The following is an 18,513-nucleotide window of genomic DNA, read 5'->3' as shown; positions in this document are numbered from 1 at the left end:
GACGCCTTTGGAACATTCCACCCACACCCTGCAAGTCCAGGCCGCTTGCGTAGCGGTCGTCCTGGACTTCTTCCATGCGTTGGACACCCGCCGCCACGAGGACGCAGCCGCGCTGATGGCGCAAGACGGCGTGTGGCTGCGGCAGGGCAAGCGGCTGTTCGGCCCGCAGGAAGTCCTGGCCGCGTTGAACGCCCGAGCGCCGGAACGCACCACTTGCCACGTCATCACCAACCTGCGCCTGACCGCGCTGGAAGGCGCGCACGCCACCGTCGCATATTTCCTGACCGCTTACGAAAGCGTGCCGCACGAGCAGGGCGGGGCGCCCAGGCTCGTCGCCATCCGGGATTGCCAGGACGCGTTGGTGGACACCGGCGCCGGTTGGCGCCTGGCCGACAAGCGTAGCCGACGTCATCTGCCGCCTGAACCCAAACCCGAATAAAAGCCCGAGCCCGACGCGGGATAAGCAAAAAAAGCCAAGGAGACAACATGGATACCCCCACCATCCAGGCGCTGGCGCGCCGGCTGGACGAAGCGGAACAGACGCGAACCCAGGTGCGTGCGCTGTCGCTGGACCATCCGGACATCACCATTGCCGACGCCTATGCGATCCAGCGCGAATGGGTCGCTCAGAAGATCGCGGCCGGCCGCCGGCTGGTCGGTCATAAGATCGGGCTGACCTCGCGTGCGATGCAGCTGTCCTCGCAGATCGACGAACCCGATTACGGCGCGTTGCTGGACGACATGCTGTTCGCCGACGGCGCAGAGATCCCCCGCGACCGCTTCATCGTGCCGCGCGTCGAGGTTGAACTGGCCTTCATCCTGGACCGGCGCCTGCAAGGGCCGGGCGTGACCTTGTTCGACGTGCTGGACGCCGTGCGCTACGTGATTCCGGCACTGGAGATCATCGACGCGCGGTCGCACCAGATCGATCCCGAGACCAAACGGCCGCGCAAGGTGTTCGACACCATTGCCGACAACGCGGCGAACGCCGGCGTGGTGATGGGAGGCCGGCCCGTGCGCGTGGGCGACATGGACTTGCGCTGGGTGGGCGCCATGATGTCGCGCAACGCGGTCATCGAGGAAACCGGATTGGCGGCGGGCGTGTTGAACCATCCGGCCAACGGAGTGGTGTGGTTGGCCAACAAACTGGCCGAGCATGACGTCACGCTGGAAGCCGGCCAGATCATCCTGAGCGGATCGTTCACGCGGCCCGTCTTTGCCCAGGCAGGCGACACCTTCCATGTGGATTACGGGCCGCTGGGCTCGGTGAGCTGCCGCTTCGTGTAACGCAACCGCCAGGAGACGCCTGACCCATTTCCGAATCCAACCACGCGCCCGACATACCTACAACGCCGCGGGCGCGCGTTAACGCATCCCCCAGGAGACAACAGTGAACCCTTCAAAGACTCTCATTCACATGGCGGCTGCCGCCTGCGTGTCGCTGACAGCAGGCGCCGCACTGGCGCAGCAGGCCGACTGGCCCGCCCACGCCATCACGCTGGTCGTGCCCTTTGCCGCAGGAGGCGGCGGCGACACGCTGGCCCGCCTGGTGGCCGAACCGCTGTCGCGCGAACTGGGTCAATCCATCATCGTGGAAAACCGGCCGGGCGCGGGCGGCAATATCGGCGCGTCCATCGCCGCGCGGGCCAAGCCGGACGGCTATACGCTGTCCTATGGCACCAACGGCACGCAGGCCATCAACCATTGGCTCTACAAGTCGCCCGGCTATGCCCCCAGCGACTTCGAGCCGATCTCGCGCTTTACCGTCATCGCCGCCGCGCTGGTGGTCAACGGCACCGACGACCGTTTCAAGACGCTGGCCCAGCTGCTCGACTACGCCAAATCCCATCCTGGCGAACTGACCTGTGGGTCGGCCGGCAACGGCACCTCGTCGCACCTGGCCTGTGAACTTTTGAACCAGATGGCCGGCATCCGTGTCATGCACATTCCGTACAAGGGCGGCGGCGCAGCCATGACGGACCTCTTGGGCGGACGCATTTCGTTCCTGATCGATGTGATGCCCAATGTGTCGGGCCAGATCGCCGCGGGCAAGCTGCGGGCGCTGGGCGTGACCACGCCTGAAAGGGTGGGTTCCAACCCGGACATCCCCACGATCAGCGAGGCGGGCGTCAAGGGCTACGAGTTCTTCGCCTGGGATGGGCTGTACGCGCCCAAGGGCACCCCGGTTGCCGTCCTGGACAAGCTGAACGCCGCGGTGAACCAGGCGCTGCAGCGTCCTGAAGTGCGCAAGGCGCTGGAGTCCCGCGGCGCGGTTCCGTCGCCCACGACCCGCCAATCGCTGGCGGACTTCGGCGCCGAAGAGTACACGCGGCTGGGCAAGGTGGTGAAGACCGCAGGCGCGGCGATCGATTGATCGCCACGGGGACTTGCAACGCAAGCTGACAGCGACGGCCGCCCGCTGTGGCGGCCGTCCTGTCCTGTCGCCGCCAATTGATAAACGTGCTTACGTCCGGTTGCCGGTGCGGGCGGTCTGGGGCAGGTAATGTCTTTGTAGTTCTCCTGTGCAGCGCAGCAATCATGCATGGGGGTCCTGGAACCGGAGACAAAGGCACCCATGCATTCCTCGTCGTCATATAAGACCGCCGCGCGGCACAAGCATCCGTCCCAGTGGCGGATGACCTGGCTGCAAGAGCGCAAGCAGTTCGTCAAGGCGCTGTTGTCCAACCCCGCGGCCATCGGCGCCGTGTCGCCTTCCGGGGCGGCGCTGGCGGCGGCGATCACCGCAGCGGTGCCGCCCATGGCAGGAAAAGTGCTGGAACTGGGTTGCGGCACCGGCGTGTTCACCCGCGAGCTGCTGCGCAAAGGCGTACATCCCTCGCGGCTGGTCCTGGTTGAGCAGGATTCGGGCATGAGCTCAAGCCTGCGCACGCAGTTCCCGGAAGCCGCCGTGCTGCAGGTGTCGGCGCAAGACCTGTCGCGGCACCTACACCCCGAACTGGACGGCATCGATGCGACGATTTGCGGGCTGCCATTGCGCAACATGAGCGGGGTGCACCATCACCAGCTGCTGACCGCTGTGTTCGAGGCCATGCGGCCAGGCGGCGCCATGCACTTTTTCACCTATGGCGTGCGCTGCCCGATTTCCCGCTCCGTGCTGGACGCGTGTGGGCTGTCGGCGCGCAGAGAGCGTTTCGTGCCGCTCAATCTGCCGCCTGCGTCGGTATACCGCCTGACCCGGCAATAGCCCCGGCGTTCAGGTCGCTGCGGTGGTCGCCGACCGATGCCGTCGGCGCGCCGCTTGCCGGGCAATGCACCGCTACACAACTGGCGGTTCTTAATTTCCGACTTTTAATTCATTTGGATTTCACGGCTTAGGGCCTAGATTGTGGGTTCTGTCGCGCCTGGCGCGACGAATCGCCAGGAGGCCCTTGCGCCATGAGCTACGACACCACCGAAGCCCCGATATCCGAACGGGTCCTGCCGGCCGCGCTGGAACGGGCGCGCGCCGAAGCGCGGGACCGCCATCTTCCCTATGCGGGCGGCGTGACACCGATTGAGGCCTGGACGCTGGCGCAGAACGGCGATGCCGTGCTGGTGGACGTGCGCTCGGCGGAAGAGCGTACGTTCGTGGGCCACATTCCGGGCACGGTCCACGTGCCATGGGCCACCGGCACGAGCCTGACGCGCAACCCGCGCTTCGTGCGGGAACTTGAAGCAAAGGTGGCCAGCGCCGGCGGCAAAGCGGCCGTCGTGCTGCTGCTGTGCCGCAGCGGCAAGCGATCTGCCCTGGCCGCCGAAGCCGCGGCCAAGGCCGGATTCTCGTCGGTCTTCAACGTGTTCGAGGGCTTCGAGGGTGAGCTCGACGCCAATCAGCATCGCGGCTTGAACGACGGCTGGCGGTATCGCGGGCTGCCCTGGATCCAGGACTGATATGGCCGTCTTCGATCTGGAAGGCGTCGTCCGTGCGCTAGAAGGCATCCGCGCCGATTGGCGGACCTCTCAGCAGCGCACACGCGAGCCGGGCGAACGCGAATTCCCCTCGCGCGAAGCGCTGGCCGACATCTTCGACAAACTCAAGCGCGCGCTTTTCCCCATGCGCCTGGGGCCCGTGGACATGCGCCACGAGAGCGAGAACTTCTACGTGGGTTATACGCTGGACGCAGCCCTGCGCAGCCTGTTGGAGCAGGCGCGGCTGGAATTGCGGCGCCACGCGCCCGACCATCCCGCGGTGGACGATCACGCGGCGTCGATCGTACGCCGCTTTGCGGCCGCGCTGCCGGATGTGCGCCGGCTGCTGGACAGCGACGTGCTTGCCGCCTATCAAGGCGACCCCGCGGCGCGCAGCGTCGACGAGGTGCTGCTTTGCTATCCCGGTATCCACGCGCTGATCCATCACCGGCTGGCGCACCAGTTGTACTTGCTGGACCTGCCACTGCTGGCGCGTATCGCGGCAGAAATTGCCCATGGCGAGACGGGTATCGACATTCATCCCGGCGCGCAGATCGGCCCTGGCTGCTTCATCGACCATGGCACCGGCGTCGTCATCGGCGAAACGGCCCGCATCGGGCGGGGCGTGCGCATCTATCAAGCCGTGACGCTGGGCGCCAAGCGCTTTGTGACCGATGCCGACGGCAACCTGGAAAAAGGGGTGGCTCGCCATCCGATCGTGGAAGACGACGTGGTGATCTACGCCGGCGCCACGATCCTGGGCCGCGTCACCTTGGGGCAGGGCGCCGTCATCGGCGGCAATGTCTGGATTACGGACGACGTGGCCCCGGGCGCCACGGTCACGCAGGCGGGGCCGCGCAGTACGCAGCGCCCGCGCAGCCTTCCGGGCCCGGAGCAGGAGCGGGCCGCCTGATTCAACAGTGGGCAGTACCTCATGAGGGCTTCGGCCCTTTCATTTTGCTTGTCTGAGTCGTTTTGCTTGTTTGTTCACTTCGGAGATTTCAATGAGTGCCACCGTAGGCGGGACCGTCGCATTGGGCGACAACGGCGCAAGGCAGTTGGCCAATGCGACCAAGACCGTACCCCAACTTGCCACCATCAGCCCGCGTTGGCTGACGCATTTGCTGCAATGGGTGCCGGTCGAAGCCGGCATCTACCGCCTGAACAAGGTCAAGAATCCCGAAAACATCAAAGTCACGTGCACCGCGCGCGAAGACGAGAACCAGTTGCCGCGCACCTTCGTGGATTATGAAGAGCACCCGCGCGAGTATTTCCTGAATGCGGTCAGCACTGTGCTGGACGTGCACACGCGTATTTCCGATCTGTACAGCAGCCCGCACGACCAGATCAAGGAACAGTTGCGCCTGACGATCGAAACCATCAAGGAGAACCAGGAAAGCGAACTGATCAACAACCCCGACTATGGCTTGTTGTCCCAGGTGACGGACGAGCAGCGCATTTTCCCGCTGACCGGCGCGCCCACGCCCGACGACCTGGACGAACTGCTGACCAAAGTCTGGAAGGAACCCGCCTTTTTCCTGACGCATCCGCTGGCGATTGCCGCCTTCGGCCGCGAAGCCACCCGGCGCGGCACGCCGCCGCCTACCGTCAGCCTGTTCGGTTCCCAGTTCATTACCTGGCGCGGCATCCCGCTGATTCCGTCCAACAAGGTGCCGGTGGCCGACGGCAAGACCAAGATCCTGCTGCTGCGCGTGGGCGACAAGCGGCAGGGCGTGGTCGGCCTGTACCAGCCTGGCTTGCCCGGCGAGCAAAGCCCCGGCCTGTCGGTGCGCTTCATGGGCATCAACAATCACGCCATCGCGTCGTATCTGATCTCGTTGTATTGCTCGCTGGCGATATTGGCGGATGATGCGCTGGCGGTGCTGGATGACGTCGAGATCGGCAAATATCACGACTATCCCGACACCTACAAGTAGGCCGCACGATGCCTATTGCCGATTCCTCTCCAAGTTTCGCCGCCCTGGGCGGCGGAGTGCCCGGCGCGCCTGAAGCGCCCATCGATCCTCGCGAACTTGCCCGATTGGCCAATGCCTTCTTCACGGCGTTGCCCGGGCAGGCTGTCGGGATCACCCCGCCGGCGCCCGTGCCGCCGGGCGTGCAGGCCCCGCTGAACGTCGCGCCGCCGGGATCGCCGCTGGCCAGCCCGGCGGGGGTGGGGCCAGGCGTGCCTGGTACGCCAATTCCGCAGGGCCATGCGCCGGGCGTCAACCTGGTGCCGGCATCGCCCGCGCAGTTGCCTTCGCTGGCGCATCGCGCGCCTGCGCTGCTGCCGCATGCGCAGGCGGGCAACGGCGTTCCGGACAACGTCGTGACGGCGGTACCGGCGTATGAACCGCGCTTCGGTTCGGGTGTCACGGGCGTGGCGCCCCTGGCCGGACGCGCCGCCCCGGGGCAGGCCGCTACCGTGCGCGAGGCGGCTTCCTACTATTTCCTGGATGCCGCGCATGGCCAACCCGCGGGGGACCCGGCGGGGCAGGAGAACGTGCTGGGCGGCACGCGGGGCAGTGACGAACTGGCCGGACTGTCCTTGCCGGGGTTGGGCGCTGCCGGACCCGGCCCGGCCCCAGCCAGACCCCCATCGCCGGCTGGGGAGCCCAGCTATTACTTCGTGGATGCGGTGGTGTTGCCCAGCGGTTATGTCACGCCGGCGCATCCCACGGCGCGCACGGCGCCCAGCGCGGGGGCCGATGCGCATCCGCCTTTCGACGTGCACGCGGTGCGGCGTGATTTCCCGGTGCTGCAGGAGCGCGTCAACGGCCGCCCGCTGGTGTGGTTCGACAACGCCGCCACCACGCACAAGCCGCAAAGCGTCATCGACCGTATCGCGTACTTCTACGCCCACGAAAACTCCAACATCCACCGGGCGGCGCATGAACTGGCGGCGCGCGCCACCGACGCCTACGAAGGCGCGCGCGAGCGGGCCCGCCGCTTCATCAACGCGCCCGACGTGAACGAGGTGATCTTCGTGCGCGGCACGACCGAGGCGATCAACCTGGTGGCCAAGAGCTGGGGCGCGCAACATGTGGGCGAGGGCGACGAAATCATCGTGTCGAACCTTGAGCACCACGCCAACATCGTGCCCTGGCAGCAGTTGGCAGCCGCCAAAGGCGCACGCCTGCGTGTGATCCCGGTGGACGATTCCGGGCAGATCCTGCTGGATGAATACCAAAAGCTGCTCAATGACCGTACCCGCATCGTCTCGGTCACCCAGGTGTCGAATGCGCTGGGCACGGTAACGCCCGTCAAGGAGATCGTGGACCTGGCGCATCGCGCGGGCGCGCGCGTGCTGGTCGATGGCGCGCAGTCGGTGTCGCATATGCGGGTGGACGTGCAGGCGCTGGGCGCGGACTTCTTCGTATTCTCCGGCCACAAGATCTTCGGCCCGACGGGCATTGGCGTCGTCTGGGGCAAGCGCGAGGTGCTGGAAGACATGCCGCCCTGGCAAGGTGGCGGCAACATGATCGCCGACGTGACCTTCGAGAAGACGGTGTTCCAGCCGATTCCCAACAAGTTCGAGGCGGGCACGGGCAATATCGCGGATGCCGTCGGGCTAGGCGCGGCGCTGGACTACGTGACGCGACTGGGCATCGAGAACATCGGGCGCTACGAACATGACTTGCTGGTCTACGGCATGCGGGGGCTGGGCGACATCAAGGGCGTGCGCCTGATCGGCACGGCGGCAGAGAAGGCCAGCGTCATGTCCTTCGTGCTGGACGGCTACAGCACCGAAGAGGTGGGGCATGCGCTGAACGAGGAGGGCATCGCCGTGCGCACGGGCCACCATTGCGCGCAGCCGATCCTGCGCCGGTTCGGCGTGGAAACGACCGTGCGCCCGTCGCTGGCGTTCTACAACACGTACGACGAAATCGATCGCCTGCTGGATGTGGTGCAGCGGCTGTCCTCGGTCAGGCGAAAGGCATAAAGGGGGCAAGCATGAGCGTGCAACGTCAACTCAAGCTGGGCGCGTTCATGCGCCCCGTCAGCATCCACACGGGCGCCTGGCGCTATCCGGGCGCGCATCGCGACGCCAACTTCAACTTCGAGCACCTGAAGCGCTACGCCCAAACCCTGGAGCGGGCGCGCTTCGACGCCTTCTTCATGGCGGATCATCTGGCGCTGTTGAACATGCCGATCGATGCCTTGAAGCGCAGCCACACCGCGACGTCGTTCGAGCCCTTCACGCTGTTGTCGGCGCTTAGCCAGGCGACGCAGCATCTGGGGCTGGTGGCCACGGCGTCCACCACCTTCGACGAGCCTTTTCACGTGGCGCGGCGCTTCGCGTCGCTGGACCATCTGAGCCAGGGCCGGGCTGGGTGGAACATCGTCACCACCTCTAACCCCGACGCTGCGCTGAACTTTGGCCGTACCCGTCAGCCCGACCACGCGGCCCGCTACGCCCGGGCCCGGGAGTTCTACGATGTGGTGACCGGTTTGTGGGACAGTTGGGCCGACGACGCCTTCATCCGCGACGCCGACAGCGCCGTGTATTTCGACCCCACCCGGCTGCGGGCCTTGAATCACCAGGGTGAGCACCTGTCGGTGAAGGGGCCGCTGCACATCGCCCGTCCGGTGCAAGGCTGGCCGGTCATCGTGCAGGCGGGCGCGTCGGAACCCGGCAGGCAACTGGCCGCAGAGACGGCGGAAGTCGTGTTCGCGGCGCAGTCCACGCTGGAGGAGGGCAGGCGGTTCTACGCCGACGTCAAAGGCCGGATGGACAGGCTGGGGCGCCATCGCGATCACCTGAAGATCTTGCCAGGCGTGCTCGTCGTGGTGGGTGAAACGGACCGCCAGGCGCGAGATATCCGCGCGCATCTGGACAGCCTTGTCCACTATGAAAGTGCCATCGCTTCGCTGTCCATTGCCTTGGGCTGCGATGCCTCGGCCTTTGACCCCGACGCGCGCTTGCCCCCGGTTCCCGAGACCAACGCCAGCAAGAGCGGTCGCGAGCGGGTGATCGCCCTGGCCGAACGCGAAGGGTTCACGGTGCGGCAATTGGCCCAGCGCCTGGGCGGCTACGGCGGGCTGGCCATGGTGGGAACGGCGCGCCACATCGCAGACCAAATGCAGGAATGGCTGGAGGCGGAAGGGGCTGACGGCTTCAATGTGATGTTTCCGTGGCTACCCGGTGGCCTGGACGCGTTTACCGAGCAGGTCGTGCCCGAGCTCCAGCGGCGCGGCATTTTCCGTCGCGAATACGAAGGCCGCACGCTGCGCGAGAACCTGGGCTTGCCACGCCCGGAAAATCGGCATTTTCCGCGCTGACCGTCACCACGCCCATGATGCTTATGGGCATTAGTTTCTGCCGGATTTCGAAATCCGAAGAATGTATTTAGGCGCGGCCGCGCCCTTGTTTAGAGTGGATCGCTTCACTTCGAATACAAGGATGCAGGGTAATGCAGCGCAGCGTAGCCAGTGTGATGAATCAGACCCGGGGCGCGCATGCGCCGCGGCGGGCCGCCGGCATCGGCTCGGCGCTCTGCGCGGCGGCATTTGCGCTGCTGGGCACCGCGGCGCACGGCGCCCAACCGCAATACGGCGGCATTCTCAAGGTTGCGCTGGAAGGGGACCCGCTTTGCGTTGACCCGCAGCAGCCCGGCAACAACACCGCGTTGAACATCGGCCGGCAGATCACGGACTCGTTGACGGATCAGGATCCCGAAACGGGCAACATCGTGCCGTGGCTGGCCACCAGCTGGAAATCCGAAGACGACAACCGCCGCTTCACCTTCGTGCTGCGCGACGGCGCGACCTTCGCCGATGGCAGTCCGCTGGACGCCGATGCGGTCAAGGCCAACTTCGACGGCATCGTGAAGATGGGCGCGCGCGCCTCGCTGGCGTCGACCTACCTGGCCGGGCTGGACCGTATCGACACACCCGACCCGCGCACGGTCGTCATCGTCTTCAAGCAGCCCAACGCCCAGTTCCTGCAGGCCACCTCGACGATGAGCATGGGCCTGCTGTCCAAGGCCACGCTGGCCAAGTCCTATGAGGAACGGTGCCAGGGGCAGGTGGTGGGATCCGGTCCGTTCACCTTGACGTCGTTCGTGCATAACCAGGCCGCCAAGCTGCAGCGCCGGGACGACTACGGCTGGCCGTCGTCGCTGGCCGCCCACAAAGACAAGGCATACCTGGAAGGCATCGAGTTCCGCATCATCCCGGAATCCGGGGTGCGCAACGGGAGCCTGCTGTCACGCCAGGTGGACGTCAGCACCAGCGTGCAGCCGCAGGATGAAAAGGTGCTGCTGGCCCAAGGTTTCCCGATCCTGGCGCGCAGCAATCCGGGGCTGGTCTACAGCTTCTTCCCGAATGAATCGCTGCCGTTGTGGGCGTCGCCGGCGGTGCGCCGCGCCATCGTCAAGGGCATCAACCGCCCCGAATTGCAGGCGATCCTGTCGCGCTATCAGCGCGCCGCCACGTCGGTGCTGGCCAAGACCACGCCGTCCTATGTCGACCAGTCGCAGGCCCTGGCCTATGACCCGAAAGGCGCGGCGAAGCTGCTGGAGGACGACGGCTGGGTGCTGGGCAAGGACGGCATCCGGGAAAAGAACGGCGAACGTCTGACCGTGCGGCTGGAATATTGGCAGGCGGTGACCTTCCTGGAACTGGTGCAGCAGCAACTGCGTGAGATCGGGGTGGACCTGCAACTGAAGAAGAGCGTGATCGGCCAAGTCAACGCCCAACGCGACACGGGCAAGATGCCGCTTCAGTTCTACAACCTGACCCGCGCCGACCCGGACATTCTGCGCACCGTGTTCCTGGCCAGCGGCCGCAACGTCAACTTTCGCCAGCCGGCCGAGGTGGACGAGGTGCTGGCCAAGTCGGCAGCCGCGCAGGACCCGGCAGAACGCCGCGCCCTGATCGCCCGCGCCGCCGAACTGCTGGTGGCCGACGGGCATGCGATTCCGCTGGTGGAACTGGCAACGGTTGGCGCCACTGGCAAGCACGTGCACGGCCTGCACTACGACGCCTCGTCGCGTCTGCAGTTCTACGACACCTGGTTGCAGAAATAAGGGGATCGCATGACCAAGACCGCGGCGCGTAGCGGCTGGCGCGACGGCAACGACGCCTGGCGCTACGCCTTCAGCCGGATCGTCCAATCGGCTTTCGTGCTGTGGGCCGCCTATACAGTGTCATTCGTGATCCTGTATATCCTGCCCAGCGATCCCGTCAGCATCATGTTGAACCAGGGCGACCAGAGCATGGTCGATCCCGCCCAGGTGGCGGCGCTTCGCGCGCAGTACCACCTGGACGAACCACTGCTGGTGCAGTACGGCATCGCGCTCTGGCAGGCGCTTCGCCTGGATCTGGGCGTGTCGATCCAGACGGGGCAGCCGGTGGCCGCCATGCTGGCGCAGGCGGCGCCCGCCACAGCGGCCCTTGCCCTGTGCGCGCTGGCAGCCGCGCTCGTCCTCGGCCTGGGGCTGGCCTTGGCGGCCAGTTCAGCACGCAATGCGCGCCTGCGGTCGGCGCTGCAGGCGGCGCCCTCGCTGGGCGTCTGCCTGCCGACCTTCTGGGTGGGGTTGCTGTTGCTGCAGTGGTTGTCGTTCACCTTTCCGGTGTTTCCGGCGATGGGCAATGACGGCTGGCAGTCGTTGGTGCTGCCGGCCGCGACGCTGGCGCTGCCCACCGCCGCCACCGTGGCCCAAGTACTGTCGCGGTCGCTGTCTGCCGTGTGGGGGCAGCCGTTCGTCGGCGCATTGCGCGCCAAGGGCCTGTCGCGCAGGCGCCTGCTGTTCACGCACGTGCTGCCCAACGCCACGATTCCCGTGTTGACGATGACGGGCGTGCTGATGGGCAACCTTCTGGCGGGGTCCGTCGTGACCGAAACGGTGTTTTCGCGCGAAGGCATCGGCCGGCTTGCGCAGGGTGCGGTAGCCGTCAAGGACATTCCCGTGGTGCAAGGCGTTGTGGTGTTGGCGGCCGCGGTTTTCGTCGCCGTCAATCTGGTGGTGGACCTGGCGTATCCCTTGCTGGACCCCCGCATCACCCGCAACCGGGCGAGGGCGCTGGCATGAATACGCAAGCCATTTCTAGAGAGTCGCTCGCCCGGCCGGGCAGGCTGCTGGCGGCGGCCTCGGCCCTGCGAGCCCGGCCCGTGCTGGCAGTAAGCGTCGCGGTGGTCCTGCTGGTGCTGGGCTGGGCCTTGTTTCCGCAGGCGTTCACGTCTGCCGACCCCTTGCGCGGCGTGCCTCAGGACGCATTGCTGCCGCCATCCGCCGCGCATTGGTTCGGTACCGATCATCTGGGGCGCGACATCTATGCGCGCACCGTCCATGGAACGTCCACCTCCCTGCAGGCGACGTCGCTGGCGGTGTTGATCGCGTTGTTTCTGGGCGGCGCGATCGGGCTGCTGGCGGGATTCCTGGGCGGGAAGGTGGATGCCGTGCTGATGCGCGCCACCGATATCCTGATGGCCATTCCCACCTTGCTGCTGTCCATGGCGATTGTGACGGTGCTGGGATTCGGCACGGTGCACATCGCCATTGCCGTCGGCCTGTCCTATGTGGCGACTTTTGGCCGGCTGATGCGCGGCGAAGTGCTGCGCTGGCGCAGCGCTGTGTTCGTTGAAGCTGCGGTGGCCTCTGGCGTGGGCATCCGCGGCATTCTGTTGCGCCACATCGCGCCGCATGCAGCGGGGCCTGTCCTGGCCCTGGCCGCGCTGGAGTTCGGCGCGGCCGTGCTGGCCGTGTCATCGCTCAGCTTCCTGGGGTTTGGCGCGCCGCCGCCCGCTCCCGAATGGGGGCTGCTGATTGCAGAGGGCCGCAACTATATCGCGGCGGCCTGGTGGTACACGACGATGCCGGGGCTGGTGGTGGCCACGGTGGTGTTGTCGGCCAACCAGATCGCCCGGTACGCCCAAGACCTGGGAGAATCGAAATGAGCGCGCAACCCCTCAAAGACGTGCCCGACGTGCTCGCGTTACGCGAATTGAATGTCGCCTACCAGGATGGCGCCACCGGTGCCTGGCGCAATGCCGTCACCGATGTGTCCCTGGCCATCCAGCCCGGCGAAATCGTGGCGCTGGTCGGCGAGTCCGGCTCCGGAAAGTCGACGACCGCGGCGGCGTTGATCGGCCTGCTGCCCGACAACGCCCGCCGGCTGGGCGGCAGCATTGCGCTGGAAGGGCACGAACTGGCAGACGCACCCGAGTCGGTCTGGCAGGGCCTGCGCGGACGGCGAATCGGATTTGTCCCACAGGACCCGGGCCTGTCGCTGGATCCGGTCAGACGGATCGACAAGCAACTGGAAGAAGCGCTGACCGTCCACGGCGTGCCGCTCGCCGAGGCGAGGCGCCGGGTGCCCGGCATCCTGGCCGATGTGGGGCTGAGCGACGTGGAGCGGGTGGCGCGCAGCTTCCCGCACGAACTGTCGGGCGGCATGCGCCAGCGCGTGCTGATCGGCATGGCCGTGGCGCACGAACCCGCGCTGATCATCGCCGACGAACCGACCAGCGCGCTGGACGTGACCGTGCAGCGGCAAGTGCTGGACCATCTGGAAGCGCTGGTGCGGCGCAAGGGCATCGCGGTCCTGTTGATCACGCACGACCTGGGCGTGGCGTTCGACCGTGCGGACCGGGTGGTGGTGATGCAAGGCGGGCGCATCGTCGAAGCCGGCGCCGCGCGTCAATTACGCGACCATCCCCGGCACACCTACACGCGCACGTTGCTGGCGGCGGCGCCCGGGCTGAAGCGTGACGGATTCCACTTTCAAGGAGCGCGTCCCCCCGTGCAGGCGCCGTTATTGGTCGTGGAAGGCTTGCAGAAGCGCTTCGGCGACGTGCTGGCGGTCGACGGCGTGTCGTTTCATGTGCCCCGTCATGGCACGACCAGCCTGGTGGGCGAATCCGGTTCCGGCAAGTCGACCACGTCGCGGATGGCGTTGTGCCTGGAACGGCCCACGGCCGGCCGCGTCTTGTTCGACGGCCGCGACGTGACCCGGTTGACGCGCAGCCAGTTGCAGGATTTCCGCCGGCGCGTGCAGGTGGTCTATCAGAACCCGTATGCGTCGCTGAACCCGCGGTTCACGCTGGAAGCGATCATCACCGAACCCTTGCGCGCCTTCGGACTGGGCAATGGAGCCTCGCGCCGCGCGCGCGCCGCCGAACTGCTCCAGGCCGTGGAGCTTAGCCCCGATCTGCTGGACAGCCGGCCGGCGCGTTTGTCCGGTGGCCAGCGCCAGCGCGTGGCGATCGCCCGCGCGCTCGCCATCGAGCCCGAGCTGCTGGTGCTGGACGAGCCCGTGTCGGCGCTGGACGTGTCGGTGCAGGCGCGCATCCTGGCGCTGCTGCAGCGTTTGCAAGCGGAGTTGGGCGTCAGCTATCTGTTCGTATCCCATGACCTGGCGGTCGTCAGGCAGATTTCGGATCACGTGGTCGTGCTGCGGCGCGGCCAGGTGGCCGAACAGGGGCCGGTCGAGCAGGTTTTCGAAGCCCCGCGCCATCCCTATACGCAGGCCTTGCTTGGCGATACCCCGGGCGGACGCCATGCGCGGTCCGCCGCCGCGCCTGCGCCCTTGACCCTAGACCTGGCGGCATAAGGCCGCGACACCATGACCGACCCCTTACTGTTTCCCATTGGATTGGCCCTGAACGGCATTGCGCATACGCCGCAGGACGACGCATCCGCTCGCCGCACGGAGGCGCGCTGGCTGGACGCGCTGCGGCGCGCCGATGATGCGGGCCTGGATTTCGCCACCTTCGAAGACCGCTGGGCACGCGGTAGCGCCTCCGGACAGAGTCCCTTGGATGCCACCTTGCTGCTGTCGCGCGCCGGCCCCGCCACGCGCCGCATCGGCCTGATCCCATCGGTGGCCGTCAGCACCAACGAACCCTTCCACATCTCGACAGCCATCGCCACGCTGGATTACGTAACGCGGGGCCGCGCGGGATTGTTGCCGCAAGTACCGGCCGAATCCGATGTCGAGGCGGCGCTGGCGCACGCGGGCAGCCGCATCTACGGCCTGCCTGACGAACGCGACGGCCTCTACCGCGACTCGGCCGACGCCCTGGATGCCGTGCGCCGCCTGTGGGATAGCTGGGAAGAGGGCGCCATCATCCGCGACGTGGACACCGGCCGCTTTGTGGACCGCGACAAGCTGCACTATGTGGATGTGGATGCCGCGACCTTTTCCATCAAGGGACCTTCCATCGTGCCCCGCCCGCCCCAGGGGCAGCCGCCCGTAGCCGTGGCCTGGCGCGAAGCGCGCGATCTGGAATGGGCGGCGGCCCATGCCGATATCGTCTTCGTGCCGCCTCCCCAAGGTGAAGCGGACTGGGCGCCCGTGCGCCAGATCCTCGCCGCCGCGCAAGAACAGGGCGGTCGCAGCCTGGCGCCGCTGCGCTACTACGCAGACGTGGCCGTGGCGTTCGGTGGCGATGGCCCTCTGGCCGATGCTCAGGGCGTGGCGGCCCATACGGGCACGGCGCAAGCGTTGGCCGAACGCATCAAGCACTGGCGCGCATTGGGCTTTTCTGGGGTGCGCCTGCATCCACAAGACCTGGACCGGGACCTGGATGGGGTGATCCGCGAGCTGCTCCCTCTGTTACGCGGGTCGCGTTCGCCCGCGGCACCCACGCCCGAAGCCGGGCAGCAACCCCTTTCCTTGCGTAGCCGCCTGGGGCTGGCGGAAGCAAGCAACCGTTATGCAGCCCTGGCAGGGCACGGAGGCCGTTAACCATGGCACAGAAGCAAGTGATCCTGGGCGCGCATTTTCCCGGCGTCAACAACATGACGGTCTGGAGCGACCCGCAGGCGGGCAGCCAGATCGAATTCGCCTCCTTTGAACGCTTTGCGCGTGCCGCCGAACGCGGCAAACTGGACTTCGTGTTCCTGGCGGAAGGCCTGCGCCTGCGCGAGCAGCGCGGCAAGCTGCACGACCTGGACGTGGTCGGGCGCCCGAACACGCTGGTCGTGCTGGCGGCGCTGGCCGCCGTGACCGAACGGATCGGCCTGGCCGGCACGCTCAACGCCACCTTCAATGAACCCTACAACCTGGCGCGCCAGCTGGCCACGCTGGACCATGTGTCGGGCGGCCGGTCCGCCTGGAACGTGGTGACGTCGCCCGGCGCCTTTACGGGCGAGAACTTCCGGCGCGGCGCCTACCTGCCGCATGACCAGCGCTACGAGCGCGCCCGGGAATTCGTCGAACTGGCCCGGCATTTGTGGAGCGGCGGCGACGACGGCCAAGGCAGCTTCGATTACCAGGGCCGGCAGTTCACGGTCCGCGGCCGCCTGGACGTGCCGCCGCTACCCCAAGGGCACCCGATCATCATCCAGGCCGGCGATTCGACGCAGGGCAGGGAGTTCGCCGCCCGCAGCGCGGATGCGATCTTCACCCGCCACGGATCGCTTGCCGAGGGGCAGGCGTTCTATGCCGACGTCAAAGCGCGGCTGCCCAAGTACGGCCGCGCCGAGCACGACCTGAAGATCCTGCCCGGCGTGGGGTTCGTGCTGGGCGATACGCCGGAAGAGGCCGCCGAACGCCATGCCGAGGTTCGACGCCAGCAGGTCAGCCCGCAAACCGCCATCGTGTTGCTGGAACAGTTGTGGAACCGCGACCTGTCCGGTTTCGACCCCGACGGCCCATTGCCGGAATTCGACCCCGACGTCTCGGCCACGACCGTGGCAAAGGGCCGCACCCGCCAGCACGACGACACGCTGGCCACGGCACGCCAATGGCGCGAACTGTCCCGCCGTGAAAACCTGGGCATCCGCGACCTGATCATCAAAGTCACGGGGCGCCAACAGTTCGTTGGAACGCCCGCCCAGGTGGCCGAAGACATGAACCGCTATGTGCAGCAGAACGCGTCGGACGGCTTTATCCTGGTGCCCCACCTGATTCCCAGCGGCATCGAGGAATTCGTGGACCGGGTCGTGCCGCTGCTGCAGGAGCGCGGCGTCTTCCGCCAGGAGTATGCCGGCAGCACGCTGCGCGAGCACCTGGGCCTGTCGGCTGCACGCCATGAACCGGTTACCGAGCGCGACGTGGCGGCAGCCGCCGCCGAGGCGGTCGCATCATGAGCCGCCATCCCCGCGTACCCCTGTCGGTGTTGGACCTGGCGCCGATTTCCACGGGGTCCGATGTTCGCCAGGCCCTGGCCAACACCGTGGATTTGGCGCGCCGTGCCGAACAGGCTGGCTACCGCCGCTATTGGCTGGCCGAACATCATCTGTCTGACGGGCTGGCCAGTTCGGCCACGCCCGTGCTGATCGGCCAGGTCGCGGCGGCGACCTCGCGCTTACGCGTCGGGTCGGGCGCCACGCTGCTCGGCTACCACACGCCGCTGGCGGTGGCCGAGGCTTACGGCACATTGGATGCGCTGCACCCCGGGCGCATCGACCTGGGCTTGGGCCGCGGATTGGCGGCGGGCCGGCGGGCGGCATCCGCAAGTGCCGCGGCGCCCCAGCCGTCGCCTGGATCCCGGACGGTGAAGGGTCTGCTGATTCCTGCGCCGCCGGTGTCGCGGCCGCAACGCTCGGCGCGCGGCGTCGCGCGTGAGGAGATTCTCTTGCAGCCGCACGCGCAGCCCTTGCCGTTCGAGCAAGCCGTGGACGCCTTATTCGGGCTGCTGTCCGGCACTTACACGCTGGACGACGGCAGCCGCGTCCACGCGACGCCGGGCGCTGGCGCCGCGCTGGAAACCTGGGTGCTGGGGTCGTCGGCCGGTGAAAGCGCGCAGTTGGCAGGCAGGCTCGGGTTGCCGTTCGCCGTGAATTACCACGTCAGCCCGGCTACGGCGCTGGATGCCGTGGACGCCTACCGCCGCGCGTTCGTGCCGTCGGCCACGCTTGCCCGGCCGTACCTGATGATCTCGGCCGATGTGGTTGTGGGACGCGACCTGGCCGATGCGCAACGCATCGCCCGGCCTTATGGCGCCTGGGTGCAGGGCATCCGGCGGGGCGAGGGCGCCACGCGCTACCTGTCGCCGGAGGAGGCCGAGGCCATCGTGCTGGAGGACGACCTGGTGCAGGACCGGGTCAGCACGCAGTTTGTCGGCGATGCGAATGCGGTCGTCAAGGGCTTGGAGACGCTGGTCCGGGCCACCGAAGCCGATGAGTTGATCGTCACCACCAATGCGCACCGGCACGAAGACCGCGTGCAGTCGCACGAATGGCTGGCGCAGGCGTGGTTGGCAGCCTAGTGCGCCGCCTGCGCCACGATCTGGACGGTGACCGGCGCACCGCGCGATACGGACCCATAGATCGGGCAGATGCGCAGGTACTCGCCCACCAGCGCGTTCGCCTGCGCGTCGTCCACGCCGGTCAGCGTGAATGCCAAATGCACGTGGCCATAGTGGCCGGGCTGCGCCTCGTCCGCCTCGGAGTCGCCCGTGACGACCACGCGCGATAAGGTCAAGCCCTGTTCCCGCGCGCTGGATTCGATCACGGCGTGTGCGCAGGTCGCCAAGGCGGCCAGCAGCAGTTCGCCGGCCAGCCAGGCTTCGCCGGGTCCGCCGCGCGAGGCGGTGGCGTCGGCGATCAGATGCTGATCGCGTGCGGACAGCAGGTAACGGCCATTCTGGCCGATGGTGGTGCTGGTGATGCTGGGCATGATTGGGGCCGCCTTGATGAGTCGGGTAGGGGA

Annotated in this window: 17 protein-coding genes; 16 read left to right on the top strand and 1 reads right to left on the bottom strand. The window is 67.2% G+C overall.

Annotated features, from left to right (window positions below; translation table 11 throughout):
* The first annotated feature begins 7 nt into the window (after positions 1-7).
* From CEY09_RS03070 to CEY09_RS02995, 16 genes are all read left to right on the top strand, one after another.
* Positions 8-439 (top strand): nuclear transport factor 2 family protein, encoded by a 432-nt coding sequence (locus tag CEY09_RS03070; RefSeq protein WP_088587493.1) that lies wholly within the window; start codon positions 8-10, stop codon positions 437-439.
* A 47-nt stretch (positions 440-486) separates the two neighbouring features.
* Positions 487-1,287 carry a 2-oxo-hept-4-ene-1,7-dioate hydratase gene (hpaH, locus tag CEY09_RS03065; protein ID WP_088587492.1) on the top strand — a complete coding sequence of 267 codons (801 nt, stop codon included), beginning with the start codon at positions 487-489 and terminating at the stop codon, positions 1,285-1,287.
* Positions 1,288-1,390: 103 nt separating this feature from the next.
* Complete coding sequence (locus tag CEY09_RS03060) at positions 1,391-2,374, top strand: Bug family tripartite tricarboxylate transporter substrate binding protein (protein ID WP_100220424.1); 984 nt, start codon at positions 1,391-1,393, stop codon at positions 2,372-2,374.
* Positions 2,375-2,575: 201 nt separating this feature from the next.
* Positions 2,576-3,205: a class I SAM-dependent methyltransferase gene (locus CEY09_RS03055; protein ID WP_088587491.1), complete on the top strand. Its 630-nt coding sequence runs from the start codon at positions 2,576-2,578 to the stop codon at positions 3,203-3,205.
* A 191-nt stretch (positions 3,206-3,396) separates the two neighbouring features.
* Positions 3,397-3,891, top strand: coding sequence for a rhodanese-like domain-containing protein (locus CEY09_RS03050; RefSeq protein WP_088587490.1), 495 nt, complete (start codon positions 3,397-3,399; stop codon positions 3,889-3,891).
* 1 nt (position 3,892) lies between these two features.
* On the top strand, positions 3,893-4,822 hold the full coding sequence (epsC, locus tag CEY09_RS03045) for a serine O-acetyltransferase EpsC (protein WP_088587489.1): 930 nt from the start codon (positions 3,893-3,895) through the stop codon (positions 4,820-4,822).
* 91 nt (positions 4,823-4,913) lie between these two features.
* A complete protein-coding gene (locus CEY09_RS03040; RefSeq protein ID WP_088587488.1) occupies positions 4,914-5,846 on the top strand; it encodes a family 2A encapsulin nanocompartment shell protein in 933 nt (310 codons plus the stop codon).
* Between the two features lie 8 nt (positions 5,847-5,854).
* A complete protein-coding gene (locus CEY09_RS03035; RefSeq protein ID WP_088587487.1) occupies positions 5,855-7,852 on the top strand; it encodes a family 2A encapsulin nanocompartment cargo protein cysteine desulfurase in 1,998 nt (665 codons plus the stop codon).
* A gap of 11 nt (positions 7,853-7,863) precedes the next feature.
* Positions 7,864-9,192: an LLM class flavin-dependent oxidoreductase gene (locus CEY09_RS03030; RefSeq protein WP_088587486.1), complete on the top strand. Its 1,329-nt coding sequence runs from the start codon at positions 7,864-7,866 to the stop codon at positions 9,190-9,192.
* 131 nt (positions 9,193-9,323) lie between these two features.
* Positions 9,324-10,940 (top strand): ABC transporter substrate-binding protein, encoded by a 1,617-nt coding sequence (locus CEY09_RS03025; RefSeq protein WP_234818208.1) that lies wholly within the window; start codon positions 9,324-9,326, stop codon positions 10,938-10,940.
* 9 nt (positions 10,941-10,949) lie between these two features.
* Positions 10,950-11,945, top strand: coding sequence for an ABC transporter permease (locus CEY09_RS03020; RefSeq protein WP_088587485.1), 996 nt, complete (start codon positions 10,950-10,952; stop codon positions 11,943-11,945).
* Complete coding sequence (locus CEY09_RS03015; RefSeq protein WP_088587484.1) at positions 11,942-12,811, top strand: ABC transporter permease; 870 nt, start codon at positions 11,942-11,944, stop codon at positions 12,809-12,811. Before CEY09_RS03020 ends, CEY09_RS03015 begins: the two co-directional genes overlap by 4 nt.
* A complete protein-coding gene (locus CEY09_RS03010) occupies positions 12,808-14,466 on the top strand; it encodes a dipeptide ABC transporter ATP-binding protein (protein ID WP_088587483.1) in 1,659 nt (552 codons plus the stop codon). Before CEY09_RS03015 ends, CEY09_RS03010 begins: the two co-directional genes overlap by 4 nt.
* A 12-nt stretch (positions 14,467-14,478) precedes the next feature.
* Positions 14,479-15,603 (top strand): LLM class flavin-dependent oxidoreductase, encoded by a 1,125-nt coding sequence (locus CEY09_RS03005; RefSeq protein WP_088587482.1) that lies wholly within the window; start codon positions 14,479-14,481, stop codon positions 15,601-15,603.
* A 2-nt stretch (positions 15,604-15,605) separates the two neighbouring features.
* Complete coding sequence (locus tag CEY09_RS03000) at positions 15,606-16,949, top strand: LLM class flavin-dependent oxidoreductase (protein ID WP_088587481.1); 1,344 nt, start codon at positions 15,606-15,608, stop codon at positions 16,947-16,949.
* On the top strand, positions 16,946-18,070 hold the full coding sequence (locus CEY09_RS02995) for an MsnO8 family LLM class oxidoreductase (RefSeq protein WP_088587480.1): 1,125 nt from the start codon (positions 16,946-16,948) through the stop codon (positions 18,068-18,070). The genes CEY09_RS03000 and CEY09_RS02995 overlap by 4 nt, the downstream gene beginning before the upstream one ends.
* Here CEY09_RS02995 and CEY09_RS02990 read toward each other — a convergent pair.
* Positions 18,067-18,480 carry an OsmC family protein gene (locus CEY09_RS02990; protein WP_088587479.1) on the bottom strand — a complete coding sequence of 138 codons (414 nt, stop codon included), beginning with the start codon at positions 18,478-18,480 and terminating at the stop codon, positions 18,067-18,069. The two genes, CEY09_RS02995 and CEY09_RS02990, sit on opposite strands and share 4 nt — an antisense overlap.
* Between the last annotated feature and the right edge of the window lie 33 nt (positions 18,481-18,513).

Origin of the sequence: Achromobacter marplatensis (assembly GCF_002209535.1) — a bacterium.
GTDB lineage: Bacteria > Pseudomonadota > Gammaproteobacteria > Burkholderiales > Burkholderiaceae_B > Achromobacter > Achromobacter marplatensis.
The sequence above is the reverse complement of the archived record's forward strand: the minus strand, read 5'-3'. Positions and strand labels throughout refer to the sequence as shown.

Excerpts from the sequence above, each read along its gene's own strand:
- hpaH (WP_088587492.1), top strand. The coding sequence starts at position 487 with ATGGATACCCCCACCATCCAGGCGCTGGCGCGCCGGCTGGACGAAGCG.
- CEY09_RS03055 (WP_088587491.1), top strand. The coding sequence starts at position 2,576 with ATGCATTCCTCGTCGTCATATAAGACCGCCGCGCGGCACAAGCATCCG.
- CEY09_RS03050 (WP_088587490.1), top strand. The coding sequence starts at position 3,397 with ATGAGCTACGACACCACCGAAGCCCCGATATCCGAACGGGTCCTGCCG.
- epsC (WP_088587489.1), top strand. The coding sequence starts at position 3,893 with ATGGCCGTCTTCGATCTGGAAGGCGTCGTCCGTGCGCTAGAAGGCATC.
- CEY09_RS03040 (WP_088587488.1), top strand. The coding sequence starts at position 4,914 with ATGAGTGCCACCGTAGGCGGGACCGTCGCATTGGGCGACAACGGCGCA.
- CEY09_RS03035 (WP_088587487.1), top strand. The coding sequence starts at position 5,855 with ATGCCTATTGCCGATTCCTCTCCAAGTTTCGCCGCCCTGGGCGGCGGA.
- CEY09_RS03030 (WP_088587486.1), top strand. The coding sequence starts at position 7,864 with ATGAGCGTGCAACGTCAACTCAAGCTGGGCGCGTTCATGCGCCCCGTC.
- CEY09_RS03025 (WP_234818208.1), top strand. The coding sequence starts at position 9,324 with ATGCAGCGCAGCGTAGCCAGTGTGATGAATCAGACCCGGGGCGCGCAT.
- CEY09_RS03020 (WP_088587485.1), top strand. The coding sequence starts at position 10,950 with ATGACCAAGACCGCGGCGCGTAGCGGCTGGCGCGACGGCAACGACGCC.
- CEY09_RS03015 (WP_088587484.1), top strand. The coding sequence starts at position 11,942 with ATGAATACGCAAGCCATTTCTAGAGAGTCGCTCGCCCGGCCGGGCAGG.
- CEY09_RS03010 (WP_088587483.1), top strand. The coding sequence starts at position 12,808 with ATGAGCGCGCAACCCCTCAAAGACGTGCCCGACGTGCTCGCGTTACGC.
- CEY09_RS03005 (WP_088587482.1), top strand. The coding sequence starts at position 14,479 with ATGACCGACCCCTTACTGTTTCCCATTGGATTGGCCCTGAACGGCATT.
- CEY09_RS03000 (WP_088587481.1), top strand. The coding sequence starts at position 15,606 with ATGGCACAGAAGCAAGTGATCCTGGGCGCGCATTTTCCCGGCGTCAAC.
- CEY09_RS02995 (WP_088587480.1), top strand. The coding sequence starts at position 16,946 with ATGAGCCGCCATCCCCGCGTACCCCTGTCGGTGTTGGACCTGGCGCCG.
- CEY09_RS02990 (WP_088587479.1), bottom strand. The coding sequence starts at position 18,480 with ATGCCCAGCATCACCAGCACCACCATCGGCCAGAATGGCCGTTACCTG.